We start from the raw sequence: 11,850 nt of genomic DNA, 5'->3' as shown, positions 1-11,850 counted from the left end.
CTTCCGTGGCTTCCAAGACAGTCCCCCCACGAGACTAGAAGGGCGGATTCCGTTATCCGCGCACCCACCTGACCCGTGAGGCACGCATGAAGTTGCAGGGCGTCGCATTACAGTTCGGTATATGGCGAAGAAGCTCGTGATCAAGGTGACCGCCGGGGCCGACGCCCCCGAACGCTGCTCCCAGGCCTTCACCGTGGCGGCCGTCGCCGTCGCGAGCGGCGTCGAGGTGTCGCTGTGGCTGACCGGCGAGTCCTCGTGGTTCGCCCTCCCCGGCAAGGCGGCCGAGTTCGAGCTGCCGCACGCGGCGCCGCTGCCGGACCTCATCGACTCGGTCCTGGCGGCCGGCCGGATCACCCTGTGCACCCAGTGCGCGGCCCGCCGCGAGATCACTGAGCAGGACGTCCTGGACGGCGTCCGCATCGCCGGCGCCCAGGTCTTCGTGCAGGAGGCCCTCGCCGACGACGCCCAGGCCCTCGTGTACTGATCCCGCCACCGGCCGGAAACGGCCGGTTCTGGCCCTGGACTCCCCGGGGCGCGCCCCCGACCATGGCGCACACGTGCGCACCGGCGGGGGAGGCCAGGGTGGAGCGGAACGACGCGGAACGGCCCGACGACGAGCGGCCCTGGCGCCGCGCCCGCGCCGGCGACGGACCGCCCCCGCCGCCCCGGCGCCCCGCGCATCCGCCGGGCGCCGGGCCGATGCCCGAGCCGGTGCGCCGGCTGCGGACGCTGCTGATGGTGCTGGCCGGCACGCAGGCGCTGCTCGGCCTCTGGGTGCTCACCCACAGCACCGGGGTCGCGGCGCGGCTCTGGGCGGACGACGCGCCGGAACTCCACACGGGCACGGTCGAGTTCCTCGGGATCCTGGTCCTGGGAGTGGCCGGCTGGGGCGCGGCGACCGCGCTCCGGTTCCCGGCCCGGCTGCCGGGCGTCCGGGTGTCGGCCGTCGCCTACGGCTGGGTGTCGCTCCCGTTCGCGTACCTCTTCTACGGCACCATGCCGGTCCTCGGGATCGCCTGGGCCGGGCTGGTGATCCTGGCCCTGGTGCGTCCCCAGCAGCCGGAGGCCCGCGCCTGGTTCGGCTGACGCCGGGGCCCGCTACTCGCGGCGCTTCTTCCCGTCCAGCTCGTCCCACCACGCGTCCGACTGCGGATCGCCGGACGGGTCGTCCCACCAGCGGTCCTCCGGTCCCCGCCGGTTCGCGACCACCGCGGCGACCGGCGGGATGACCATGGCCACGACGCACATGCCGATGGCCGCCGGCAGGGAGAACAGCCGCACGACGGCCCAGGCGCCCACGAAAAGCACCAGGCAGGCACCCATCAGCCAGAAGTAGACGCGCCGACGCCGTGCGTACACACCTTCAGCGTACGACCGGCTCCCGGGCACGTGAAGAAGCCGGAGGGCCGTGCCTCAGGTCCTGGTGATGGCGTCCAACCCCCCAGGAGGCACGGCCCTCCGGCCGACTGTGCACCGCGCGTCACACGGCGATGGCGACGTCCGTCAGGCTGCCCGTCTCGGTGACGACGACCTTGCGGTCGGCCTGGGCGCCGGGGACCAGCGCGCGCAGGGTCCACTCGCCGGTGGCCGCGTAGAAGCGGAACTGGCCGGTGGCGGAGGTGGGGACCTCGGCCGTGAACTCGCCGGAGGCGTCCAGCAGGCGCACGTAACCGGTGACGGGCTCGCCGTCCTTGGTCACCTGGCCCTGGATGGCCGTCTCACCGGGCTTGAGCGTGCTGACGTCGGGGCCGCCGATCGGAGCTCCACACATGTTTCTGGTCCTGTCCTGTCGCGAGGGGGGCGGTTACTTGTTGGCGCCGAGCTCGATCGGCACGCCCACGAGGGAGCCGTACTCGGTCCACGAGCCGTCGTAGTTCTTGACGTTCGGGACCTCCAGGAGCTCGTGGAGGACGAACCAGGTCAGCGCGGAGCGCTCACCGATGCGGCAGTAGGCGACGGTGTCCTTCGCCAGGTCGACCTGCTCGGCCTCGTAGAGGGCCTTGAGCTCGTCGTCCGACTTGAAGGTGCCGTCGTCGTTGGCGTTCTTGGACCAGGGGATGTTGCGGGCGGTCGGGACGTGGCCCGGGCGCTGCGACTGCTCCTGCGGGAGGTGGGCGGGGGCGAGCAGCTTGCCGGAGAACTCGTCGGGCGAGCGGACGTCGACGAGGTTCTGGGTGCCGATCGCGGCCACGACGTCGTCGCGGAAGGCGCGGATGGAGACGTCCTGGGCCTTGGCCTTGTACTCGGTGGCCGGGCGGTTCGGGACCTCGGAGCCGTCGACCAGGTCGCGGGAGTCGAGCTCCCACTTCTTGCGGCCGCCGTCGAGGAGCTTGACGTCCTGGTGGCCGTAGAGCTTGAAGTACCAGTAGGCGTACGAGGCGAACCAGTTGTTGTTGCCGCCGTAGAGCACGACCGTGGTGTCGTTGGCGATGCCCTTGGCGGAGAGGAGCTTCTCGAAGCCCTCCTGGTCGATGAAGTCGCGGCGGACCGGGTCCTGGAGGTCCTTGGTCCAGTCGATCCGGATGGCGTTGCGGATGTGGTTCTTGTCGTAGGCGGCGGTGTCCTCGTCGACCTCGACGATCGCGACGGCCGGGTTGTCGAGGTTGGCCTCGACCCAGTCGGCGTCGACCAGTACGTCGCTGCGAGCCATGCTGTTCTCCTCCGGGGCAGTGTGCGGCGGTGCGGTGCGGGGGTGGTGCTGCATGTGCGGGTGCGCGTCGGGGCCGGGCGCCCGACGGCGTCGTGCTGCGCGGTGCGGCCCGGGCCTCGGGGGCCGGCGGGCCGGGGGAATACGGGCGCGGAGCGCGTCCCGCTCAGACGGAGCGACAGAGCATGGCGGCGATGCGGCACAGGTCTACTGCCCGCCGCTTCGTGAGTTCCGCCTGTCGCTTCATGCGGTCGATCGTAGGGACGGACGGGCGACCGTGTCACCGGCGTGTCGCATGATGAGACGCGATCATCCGCATGTCGAGATCGGAGACGGGTACGAACGGCCTCCGGAGCATCGCCGGAGCCCCGTCCGCGCGCCCGCATCTGCGGACCGGACGAGGTCGTCTCAGAATGTGGAAAAGCGCGGTCTCAGCCCGCGATGGCGACGTCCTGGCCGGTCACCGTGACCGCCAGCCCTTCCGGGCGCGGCTCGACCGCCGTGACCCGCATCCCGGCGACGCGGCCGAGCGGGCGCTCGAAGTCGGTGCGGTCGCGGATCATGTCCTCCAGCAGCGGGATGCCCTCGCCGGGCACCTCGTCGGCGCGCACCTTCACCGTGTCCCCGCGCACCAGCGTGACGGAGGACACGACGGTACGGGTCACCTTGCGGCCCAGCACCTCGGCGCTGCCCGTCACCTTCACCTTGCCGGGGCCGCCGTACTCCATGGCCGTCGCGCGCTGCGAGGCGGCGACCAGGTCCGCGTACGAGATCAGCGCCGTCCCGGTCGCCGAGCCGGCCCGCGCGCCGGTCCAGTCGCCGGTCACCACGACGTCCCGCAGGTCGACGGTGAGCTCGCCGATCCGCACGGGCTTCCCGCCGGCCTGGGTGTGGACGCCCCGGGCGACCACCTCGACCTCGCCGAAGCGCTTGTCGGCGGCCTGGGTCAGGAACGGGAAGCCCTTGATGTCGACCTCGACGGACTCGGTACGCCCCCCGGCCAGCGAGGCGCGCCCGGCGACCTCCGACTCCGCCCAGGCGGCGGCGAGCCGGTCGCCGCCCACCAGGATCCCGCCCAGCACGACCGCCACGACCAGCAGGATCCGCAGTGCTCGCATGGCTGAATCTCCCCCATGTGCCGAAAGACGTAGTGCCGGCCCCCGGCACGGAGATCGACGTGCCGGAGGGCCGGGTGGTTCCCGGGTCCCCGGACGGAGCGGCCGGACCGGGTCCGGCCGCCGCTCAGACCAGGGCGCGGCCGAGAAGGTACACGGCGGGCGCGGCGGCCGTCAGCGGCAGGGCCACGCCGGCCGTCATGTGCACGAAGCGGGACGGGTAGTCGTAGCTGGCGGTGCGCAGCCCGACGAGGGCGCAGACGCCCGTGGCGAGGCCGAGGAGCGCCCCGGCGGCGCCCATGCCGGTCAGGGCGCCGGCGGCGATGCCCGCGCCGGCGGCGGCGAGCAGCGAGACGACGAGCGAGACGGGGCCGGGCAGCGGGACGGCGCGGGCGAGGACGGTCGCGGCGACGGCGGCCGAGCCGGCGACGACCGCGTCCGGTTCGGCGCCGAGGTGGCCGGCGGCGAGGACGGTGAGCGCGGCCGAGGCGACGGTGGCCATGAGGCCGTACATCCGCTCGTCGGGGTCGGCGTGGCTGCGGAGCTGGAGGACCAGGCAGAGCAGGACCCAGACGCCGAGGGTGCCGAGGAGGGCGGGGGCGGCGTGCTCGCGGCCGGTGGCCAGCAGGGCGGCGTCGGCGACGAGCCCGCCGAGGAAGGCGAGCGCGATGCCCTGCCGGGCGGGCCACATGCCGTTGAGCCGGAACCAGCCGGCGGCGGTGAGGCCCTGGAGCGCGACCAGCGGCAGCAGCAGCCCGTACGGGCCGAGCGCGGCGCCGCCGGCGAGCAGCAGCCCGAGGACGGCCGTCAGGAGGGCGGGCCGCATCCCGGGCTCGATGATCGGCGACCGGCCCTCGGCGCGGGCGCGCTGGGCGTCGGTGATCCGGAGGTTGCCGGAGGTGGTCGGCGCGGAGTAGGCGGGCCCGTCGGCGCCGTCACCGGCACCCGCACCGGCACCGTCGCCCTGCCCGGGCACGGCCGCCGGGGCGACGTGCTCCGGGACGACGGGCTCCGGGTGCGGGGGCTGGTGGTACGCCGGGGGGTACGCCTCTGCCTGGGGGTACGACTGTGCCTGCGGGTACGGCTCCGGGGCGTACGCCTGGGGGTGAGCCTCGGGGGCGTACGCCTGGGCCGCGGGGGTCTCGGCCGCGTACCCCTGCGGGGCGTACGCCTGATGGGCCTGCTGGTGCTGCTCCGGGTACGCGTAGCCGTACGGCGGCTGCTCCTGCGGGCGGACGGCCGGCTGGTACGTGGTGTCCCACGTCTGGCCCTCCCAGGTCTGGGTGACCGAGGGGTCGTAGCCGTCCGGGTCGTACGGCTGCCCGCCGTACCGCTGGTCGTTGCTCATGCTGTGGGGTTCACCCTCCTGCGAACGGGGGGAGCACCTCGACCGTGCCGCCCTCGGCAAGCCGTACCGTCTCATGGCCGCGGGTCCCGACCGGGTCGCCGTCGACGAGGAACGAGCACCGCTGGAGGACCCGGACCAGCTCGCCCGGGTGGTTCGCGCGGGCCGCGTCCAGGGCCTCGGCGAGCGTGTCGGCGGTGTACGGCTCCTCGGCGACCCCGGCGGCGGCCTTGGCCGCGGCCCAGTAGCGGATGGTTCCCGCTGCCATAGCGGCGCTCCCTTCGTTCGTGTGCGCGCCGCTCACCATGATGGGCTATCGGCGCACGAGCCAGGCGCCGAGCCGGTCGAGCAGTTCCTCGCCGGCGGCGTTCTCCGCGTGGCCCATGCCGGGCTCCAGCCACAGCTCCGCGTCGCCGGCGGCGGCGAGCGTCCGGGGGTGGTCGAGGGGGAAGTACGCGTCGCGATCGCCGTGGACGACGAGCAGCGGCACCGGGGCGATCCGCGCGGCGGCCTCCACCGGGGACAGCGGGACGGGGTCCCAGGGGCGGTGGTCGATGCGGACGCGGAGCCCGTAGCGGCCGACGAGCCGGCCGGCGGGGCGGGTGACGACCCAGTGGAGGCGGCGCATGGGGGCGGTGCCCCGGTAGTACCAGCGGGCGGGGGCGGAGACGGCGGCGACCGCGTCGGGCGCGGCGTCGGTGCCGCGGTCGAGGGCGGCCTGGCGGAGGACGACGGAGCCGCCCATGGAGAAGCCGACGGTCGCCACGCGCGCGTGGCCCTGTTCGCGGGCCCAGCGGACGGCGGCGGCGAGGTCCAGGACCTCGCGGTCGCCGAGGGTGGACAGGCCGCCGGAGCCGCCGTGGCCGCGGAAGGAGAAGGTGACGGCGGCCGCGGCGTGCCGGCCGAGGGCGGCGGCGGCACGGCGGACGGCGGGCCGGTCGAGGGAACCGGTGAAGCCGTGCGCGACGACGACGGCGGTGTCGGCGACACTGGCGGGGGAAGGTTCGTACAGGGCTTCGAGGTGGACGCCGTCCTCGGTCCGCAGCATGGCGCGGCGGGGTCCGGAAGTGAGCGAGAAAACATCCATGATGTGAAATCGGCCCTCTGCCTCGGAACGCATGTGGGCTATTCTCCTGGGCAGAGGATCCGGGCGATGTCGCCATCGGGTCCTTTTGCGTTTTCCGGCCGTTGTTACGGACGGATGAACAAAAGCTCTCGGGGCGCGGGAGCAGCACGTGAGACCGCAGTACCGCAGGCGTCCTCGCAGGGACCGAGGAGGAACCGAGTCATGGACGAGCGTACGAAGCACGACCGACCGAAGAGGCCGACGGGGCCGGCAGGGCCGCCGGCCGCGGCCGGGCGGACGGCTGGAGGGTCGCGATGAGTTCTCTGCTGCTCCTGACCAATGCCCTGCAGCCGTCGACCGAGGTGCTTCCGGCGCTCGGTCTGCTGCTGCACAACGTGCGGGTGGCGCCGGCGGAGGGACCGGCCCTGGTGGACACGCCGGGCGCGGACGTGATCCTCGTGGACGGGCGGCGCGACCTGCCGCAGGTCCGCTCGCTGTGCCAGCTGCTGCGGTCGACCGGGCCGGGCTGTCCGCTGGTCCTGGTGGTCACCGAGGGCGGTCTGGCGGCCGTCACCGCCGACTGGGGCATCGACGACGTGCTCCTGGACACGGCGGGCCCCGCCGAGGTCGAGGCACGGCTGCGGCTGGCGCTGGGCCGGCAGCAGATCGTCGCGGACGACTCCCCGATGGAGATCCGCAACGGCGACCTGTCGGTGGACGAGGCCACGTACAGCGCGAAACTGAAGGGCCGGGTGCTGGACCTGACCTTCAAGGAGTTCGAGCTGCTGAAGTACCTGGCCCAGCACCCGGGGCGGGTGTTCACGCGGGCGCAGCTGCTCCAGGAGGTGTGGGGGTACGACTACTTCGGCGGCACCCGGACGGTGGACGTGCACGTGCGGCGGCTGCGGGCGAAGCTCGGCCCGGAGCACGAGTCGCTGATCGGCACGGTGCGGAACGTGGGCTATCGCTTCGTGACGCCGGAGAAGGTGGAGCGGGCCGCCGAGGAGGCGCGGGCCAAGGAGCCGCAGGAGCCGGCGCGGGACCGTGAGCCGGCGAAGGCCGCCGCCGGGACTGCGGCGACTGCGGCTTCGGGCGCTTCGGCGAAGACAAAGGGGGCGGAAGCGGGGCAGGGTGCCCGCGGGGAGTCCCGTTCCGCTACGTGAGTCAAGGGCGCCACGGCCGTCACCACTCGTTCGGGGGACGGCAACGTGGCGTACGCCACAGGGCGACCTGCCGGGAGGGAGGTCACCCCGCGTAGACTTCCGCGCGTGGCCAAGGTGACGCGGGATGACGTAGCGCGACTGGCGGGTACTTCGACCGCGGTCGTGAGTTACGTCATCAACAACGGACCAAGGCCGGTCGCCCCGGCCACGCGCGAGCGTGTCCTCGCCGCCATCAAGGAGCTGGGCTACCGGCCCGACCGGGTGGCCCAGGCGATGGCGTCCCGCCGCACCGACCTCATAGGCATGATCGTCCCGGACGCCCGCCAGCCGTTCTTCGCGGAGATGGCGCACGCGGTCGAACAGGCCGCCGCCGAGCGCGGCAAGATGGTCCTGGTCGGCAATTCCGACTACCGCACCGAGCGCGAGATCCACTATCTGCGGGCCTTCCTCGGCATGCGGGTCTCCGGGCTGATCCTGGTCAGCCAGGGCATGAGCGAGCAGGCCGCGAGCGAGATCGAGGCGTGGGACGCGCGCGTCGTGCTGCTGCACGAGCGGCCCGAGGCCATCGACGACGTGGCCGTCGTCACCGACGACATCGGCGGCGCCCAGCTCGCCACCCGGCACCTCCTGGAGCACGGCCACCCGTACGTGGCGTGCCTCGGCGGCGTCGCCGACACCCCGGCCGTCGGCGACCCGGTCGCGGACCACGTCGAGGGCTGGCGGCGGGCCATGCAGGAGGCCGGCCGGGAGACCGAGGGCCGGCTCTTCGAGGCCCCGTACAACCGGTACGACGCCTACCAGGTGGCCCTGAAGCTGCTCGCGGGCCCGGACAGGCCGCCGGCCATCTTCTGCTCCACCGACGACCAGGCGTTCGGCGTGCTGCGGGCCGCCCGGGAGCTGCGCATCGACGTGCCGACCGAGCTGGCCGTGGCGGGCTTCGACGACGTGAAGGAGGCGGCGCTCACCGATCCGCCGCTGACCACCGTCTTCTCCGACCGGCCGGCGATGGCCCGGGCGGCCGTGGACCTGGTCCTCGACGACTCGGTCCGGGTGTCGGGCTCGCGCCGCGAGCGCGTGAAGCAGTTCCCGTCGGCGCTGGTGGTCCGGCGGTCCTGCGGCTGCCGCTGACGCGCCGCCGGCCCCCAGGGACGAACCCGACTTTATTTCGGGCATACGGGGTTCTGTCGGGCTTCTCAGCCGGTCCTCAGACGGTTCTCATCCGCCGGTCCGAGAGTCGGAGGCATGACGGAACCCACGCAGCCCCAGCAGCCGTACTACCCGCCGCGCCCGCCGTACGAGCCGACGCGGCCGATCACCACCGAGCCGGGCACCACCGTGTGGCCGTCCGCGTCCGGCGGCGGGCCCACCCCTCCCCCGGCCGAGCCGCCCTTCGCGGCGGCGGTCCCGGCGCCCGCCGCCGGTCCCGTGTCCCGGCAGCGCGCCAAGCGCGGCGTCGGCCTGCTGGCGGCCGTGGCCATCGCCGCCGCGGCGGTCGGCGGCGGCACCGCGACCCTCGTGCAGCAGCTGACCGCGGACACCCCCGCCACCACCGCGGCGTCCTCCGCCGTGGCCGGCACCAACGTCTCCGCCGGCAGCGCCGGCACGGTCGCCGGGGTCGCCGAGGCCGTCTCGCCGTCCATCGTCGAGATCTCGGCGGACTCCACCTCCGGCTCCTCGACCGGCTCCGGCGTGATCCTCACCGCCGACGGCGAGGTCGTCACCAACAACCACGTGATCTCCGGCGCCTCCGAGATCACCGTCCGCACCAGCGACGGCACCAGCCACCGCGCCGAGGTCGTCGGCACCGACCCCGACAAGGACCTCGCCCTCATCAAGCTGAAGGACGCCTCCGGGCTGAAGCCCGCCACCCTCGGCGACTCCTCCCGGGTGAAGGTCGGCGACGAGGTCGTCGCCATCGGCTCCCCCGAGGGCCTCACCGGCACCGTCACCAGCGGCATCGTCTCCGCCCTCGACCGGGACGTCACCGTCGCCAAGGACGAGCCGGACGGCGGCTCCCAGGACGCGCCGCGGTGGGACCCCCGGCAGGGCTGGCCCTTCGAGTTCGGCGGGCAGCGGTTCAACGGCGACACCGGCAGTTCGAAGACCACGTACAAGGCGATCCAGACCGACGCGTCCCTCAACCCGGGGAATTCCGGCGGCGCGCTGATCAATATGAACGGCGAGATCATCGGCATCAATTCGGCCATGTACGCGCCCAGTTCTTCGAACGGCGCCGGCGCCGGCAGCGTCGGCCTCGGATTCGCCATCCCGGTGAACACCCTCAAGGCCGATCTCGACGCCCTCCGGTCGGGCGGCCGGAGCTGAACGCGTGGGACGCTGAACCCATGAGCAGCGGGCAGCCGAACGCAACCGAACGCATCCTCATCGTCGACGACGAACCCGCCGTACGGGAGGCCCTGCGGCGCTCCCTCGCCTTCGAGGGGTACGCGACCCGGGAGGCCGTCGACGGGATCGACGCGCTCGCCGCCATGGAGTCGTACGCCCCCGACCTCGTCGTCCTCGACGTGCAGATGCCCCGCATGGACGGGCTCACCGCCGCCCGCCGGATCCGGGCCGCCGGCTCGACCGTGCCGATCCTCATGCTGACCGCCCGCGACACCGTCGGCGACCGGGTCACCGGGCTCGACGCGGGCGCCGACGACTACCTCGTGAAGCCGTTCGAGCTGGACGAGCTGTTCGCCCGCATCCGCGCCCTGCTGCGCCGCAGCTCCTACGCCGCCCCGCGGGCCGCCGGCGAGCCGTCCGACGTCCTCGCCTTCGAGGACCTGCGGATGGACCCGGCGACCCGCGAGGTGACCCGCGGCGGCCGGCCCGTCGAACTCACCCGCACCGAGTTCACGCTCCTGGAGCTGTTCCTGGCCCACCCCCGGCAGGTCCTCACCCGCGAGCAGATCCTCAAGGCCGTGTGGGGCTTCGACTTCGAGCCCAGCTCGAACTCGCTCGACGTGTACGTGATGTACCTGCGGCGCAAGACGGAGGCGGGCGGCGAGCCGCGCCTCGTGCACACCGTGCGCGGGGTCGGGTACGTGCTGCGCGGCGGAGGCGGCACCGAATGACCCCGCCCGCGCCCGCCGCCCCTCCGGCCGACGCGCCCGCCCGCCGGAGCCCGCTCGCCTGGTTCCGCTCCCGGCCGCTGCGGTCCCGGCTCGCGCTCCTCACCGCCTTCGCGGTGGCCGTCGCCGTCGCCGCCGTCTCCGCGGCCTGCTGGTTCGTCACCCGCGCCCAGCTGGAGAGCGAGCGGGACGCGGCGCTGCGCACCACCCGGCTCGACGAGGACGCCGTCACCAGCCTCCTCGGCTTCTGCCGGCGCGGCGAGGACCCGCCGCCGCTCGCCGGCTCCTTCACCGTCCAGATCATCGACGCCGCCGGCGGCGCCTGCACCGCCGGACGGGCCGCGCTGCCCGTCGGCGAGGGCGACAAGGCCGTCGCGCGGGGCACGCTCGCGTACGTCCTCCACACCGTCAAGGACGCCGACGGGCGCGAGATGCGCGCCTACACCTACCCGCAGCGCGTCGGCCCCGCGCTCGCCGCCGTCACCGTCGCCCGCCCCCTCGACGAGACCGACAACGCCATGTCCACCCTGGGCTGGGTGCTGCTGCTCGTCTCCGGCATCGGCGTCGTCGGCGCGGGCGCGGCCGGCCTGTGGGTGGCCCGCACCGGTCTGGAGCCGGTCCACCGGCTCACCGGCGCCGTCGAGCACGTCGCCGCCACGGAGGACCTGACCGTCCGCATCCCCGTCGACGGCGAGGACGAGATCGCCCGCCTGTCCCGGGCCTTCAACCAGATGACCGCCGCGCTCGCGACCTCCCGCGACCGGCAGGCGCAGCTGATCGCCGACGCCGGCCACGAGCTGCGCACCCCGCTGACCTCCCTGCGCACCAACATCGAACTCCTCGCCCGCAGCGAGGAGACCGGCCGCGCGCTCCCGGCGGAGGACCGGCGGGCGCTGATGGCCTCCGTGAAGGCCCAGATGACGGAGCTGGCGGCGCTCATCGGCGACCTCCAGGAGCTGGCCCGGCCCGACGCGGTGCGCCCCGGGCCGCTGGAGGTCGTGCCGCTGCACACCGTGCTGCGCTCGGCGCTCGACCGGGCGCGGCTGCGCGGCCCGGAGCTGACCTTCACCACCGACCTCGCCCCCTGGTACGTCCGCGCGGAACCGGCCGCGCTGGAGCGGGCCCTGGTCAACGTCCTGGACAACGCGGTCAAGTTCTCGCCACCGCGCGGCACGGTCGAGGTGACGCTGATGCGCGGCGAGCTGACGGTCCGCGACCACGGGCCGGGCATCGCGCCCGACGAACTCCCGCACGTCTTCGACCGCTTCTGGCGCTCCCCGTCGGCCCGCAGCCTCCCCGGCTCGGGCCTGGGCCTGTCGATCGTGGCGCGTACGGTGAAGCGGACGGGCGGTTCGGTGACGCTCTCCCCCGCGGAGGGCGGCGGCACCCTCGCGACCCTGCGCTTCCCGGGCGCCCCGACTCCTCCGCCGGAGCTGTGAC

At 74.0% G+C, this 11,850-nt stretch carries 14 protein-coding genes; 7 read left to right on the top strand and 7 right to left on the bottom strand.

What is annotated here, in order from left to right:
• The first annotated feature begins 121 nt into the window (after positions 1–121).
• The gene (locus ACFVQZ_RS06380; RefSeq protein ID WP_030495531.1) at positions 122–484 is read left to right on the top strand and encodes a DsrE family protein; all 363 of its coding nucleotides are present in this window, start codon (positions 122–124) and stop codon (positions 482–484) included.
• 98 nt (positions 485–582) lie between these two features.
• Positions 583–1,086, top strand: coding sequence for a hypothetical protein (locus ACFVQZ_RS06375; protein ID WP_383620075.1), 504 nt, complete (start codon positions 583–585; stop codon positions 1,084–1,086).
• Positions 1,087–1,098: 12 nt separating this feature from the next.
• Here ACFVQZ_RS06375 and ACFVQZ_RS06370 read toward each other — a convergent pair whose 3' ends face one another.
• The 7 genes from ACFVQZ_RS06370 to ACFVQZ_RS06340 form a co-directional block, all read right to left on the bottom strand.
• Positions 1,099–1,359: a DUF3099 domain-containing protein gene (locus tag ACFVQZ_RS06370; protein WP_030495529.1), complete on the bottom strand. Its 261-nt coding sequence runs from the start codon at positions 1,357–1,359 to the stop codon at positions 1,099–1,101.
• A 121-nt stretch (positions 1,360–1,480) separates the two neighbouring features.
• Positions 1,481–1,771 (bottom strand): DUF1416 domain-containing protein, encoded by a 291-nt coding sequence (locus tag ACFVQZ_RS06365; RefSeq protein WP_030495528.1) that lies wholly within the window; start codon positions 1,769–1,771, stop codon positions 1,481–1,483.
• 33 nt (positions 1,772–1,804) lie between these two features.
• Positions 1,805–2,650: a sulfurtransferase gene (locus tag ACFVQZ_RS06360; protein ID WP_030495527.1), complete on the bottom strand. Its 846-nt coding sequence runs from the start codon at positions 2,648–2,650 to the stop codon at positions 1,805–1,807.
• A gap of 428 nt (positions 2,651–3,078) precedes the next feature.
• A complete protein-coding gene (locus ACFVQZ_RS06355) occupies positions 3,079–3,765 on the bottom strand; it encodes a DUF2993 domain-containing protein (protein ID WP_030495526.1) in 687 nt (228 codons plus the stop codon).
• A 124-nt stretch (positions 3,766–3,889) separates the two neighbouring features.
• Entirely contained in the window at positions 3,890–5,110 is a 1,221-nt protein-coding gene (locus tag ACFVQZ_RS06350; RefSeq protein WP_383620070.1) for a hypothetical protein, read from the bottom strand.
• Positions 5,111–5,120: 10 nt separating this feature from the next.
• Positions 5,121–5,375, bottom strand: a complete 255-nt coding sequence (locus tag ACFVQZ_RS06345) for a MoaD/ThiS family protein (protein ID WP_030495524.1) — start codon at positions 5,373–5,375, stop codon at positions 5,121–5,123.
• 45 nt (positions 5,376–5,420) lie between these two features.
• Positions 5,421–6,227, bottom strand: a complete 807-nt coding sequence (locus ACFVQZ_RS06340; RefSeq protein ID WP_383620067.1) for an alpha/beta hydrolase family protein — start codon at positions 6,225–6,227, stop codon at positions 5,421–5,423.
• 260 nt (positions 6,228–6,487) lie between these two features.
• Between ACFVQZ_RS06340 and ACFVQZ_RS06335 the strand changes: the two genes are divergently transcribed.
• The 5 genes from ACFVQZ_RS06335 (at position 6,488) to ACFVQZ_RS06315 (ending at position 11,849) form a co-directional block, all read left to right on the top strand.
• Positions 6,488–7,336 (top strand): response regulator transcription factor, encoded by an 849-nt coding sequence (locus tag ACFVQZ_RS06335; RefSeq protein ID WP_383620064.1) that lies wholly within the window; start codon positions 6,488–6,490, stop codon positions 7,334–7,336.
• 105 nt (positions 7,337–7,441) lie between these two features.
• Positions 7,442–8,464, top strand: coding sequence for a LacI family DNA-binding transcriptional regulator (locus tag ACFVQZ_RS06330; protein ID WP_030495521.1), 1,023 nt, complete (start codon positions 7,442–7,444; stop codon positions 8,462–8,464).
• Positions 8,465–8,578: 114 nt separating this feature from the next.
• Positions 8,579–9,661, top strand: coding sequence for a trypsin-like peptidase domain-containing protein (locus tag ACFVQZ_RS06325; protein WP_030495520.1), 1,083 nt, complete (start codon positions 8,579–8,581; stop codon positions 9,659–9,661).
• Positions 9,662–9,681: 20 nt separating this feature from the next.
• Positions 9,682–10,413 carry a response regulator transcription factor gene (locus ACFVQZ_RS06320; protein WP_383620060.1) on the top strand — a complete coding sequence of 244 codons (732 nt, stop codon included), beginning with the start codon at positions 9,682–9,684 and terminating at the stop codon, positions 10,411–10,413.
• Positions 10,410–11,849: a sensor histidine kinase gene (locus ACFVQZ_RS06315; protein ID WP_383620057.1), complete on the top strand. Its 1,440-nt coding sequence runs from the start codon at positions 10,410–10,412 to the stop codon at positions 11,847–11,849. Before ACFVQZ_RS06320 ends, ACFVQZ_RS06315 begins: the two co-directional genes overlap by 4 nt.
• Position 11,850 lies beyond the last annotated feature (1 nt).

Origin of the sequence: Streptomyces sp. NPDC057854 (assembly GCF_042797055.1) — a bacterium.
Lineage (GTDB): Bacteria > Actinomycetota > Actinomycetes > Streptomycetales > Streptomycetaceae > Streptomyces.
Note: the sequence above shows the minus strand (reverse complement) of the source record. Positions and strands in the feature narration are given on the sequence as shown.

Excerpts from the sequence above, each read along its gene's own strand:
- ACFVQZ_RS06380 (WP_030495531.1), top strand. The coding sequence starts at position 122 with ATGGCGAAGAAGCTCGTGATCAAGGTGACCGCCGGGGCCGACGCCCCC.
- ACFVQZ_RS06365 (WP_030495528.1), bottom strand. The coding sequence starts at position 1,771 with ATGTGTGGAGCTCCGATCGGCGGCCCCGACGTCAGCACGCTCAAGCCC.
- ACFVQZ_RS06360 (WP_030495527.1), bottom strand. The coding sequence starts at position 2,650 with ATGGCTCGCAGCGACGTACTGGTCGACGCCGACTGGGTCGAGGCCAAC.
- ACFVQZ_RS06355 (WP_030495526.1), bottom strand. The coding sequence starts at position 3,765 with ATGCGAGCACTGCGGATCCTGCTGGTCGTGGCGGTCGTGCTGGGCGGG.
- ACFVQZ_RS06350 (WP_383620070.1), bottom strand. The coding sequence starts at position 5,110 with ATGAGCAACGACCAGCGGTACGGCGGGCAGCCGTACGACCCGGACGGC.
- ACFVQZ_RS06345 (WP_030495524.1), bottom strand. The coding sequence starts at position 5,375 with ATGGCAGCGGGAACCATCCGCTACTGGGCCGCGGCCAAGGCCGCCGCC.
- ACFVQZ_RS06340 (WP_383620067.1), bottom strand. The coding sequence starts at position 6,227 with ATGCGTTCCGAGGCAGAGGGCCGATTTCACATCATGGATGTTTTCTCG.
- ACFVQZ_RS06335 (WP_383620064.1), top strand. The coding sequence starts at position 6,488 with ATGAGTTCTCTGCTGCTCCTGACCAATGCCCTGCAGCCGTCGACCGAG.
- ACFVQZ_RS06325 (WP_030495520.1), top strand. The coding sequence starts at position 8,579 with ATGACGGAACCCACGCAGCCCCAGCAGCCGTACTACCCGCCGCGCCCG.
- ACFVQZ_RS06320 (WP_383620060.1), top strand. The coding sequence starts at position 9,682 with ATGAGCAGCGGGCAGCCGAACGCAACCGAACGCATCCTCATCGTCGAC.
- ACFVQZ_RS06315 (WP_383620057.1), top strand. The coding sequence starts at position 10,410 with ATGACCCCGCCCGCGCCCGCCGCCCCTCCGGCCGACGCGCCCGCCCGC.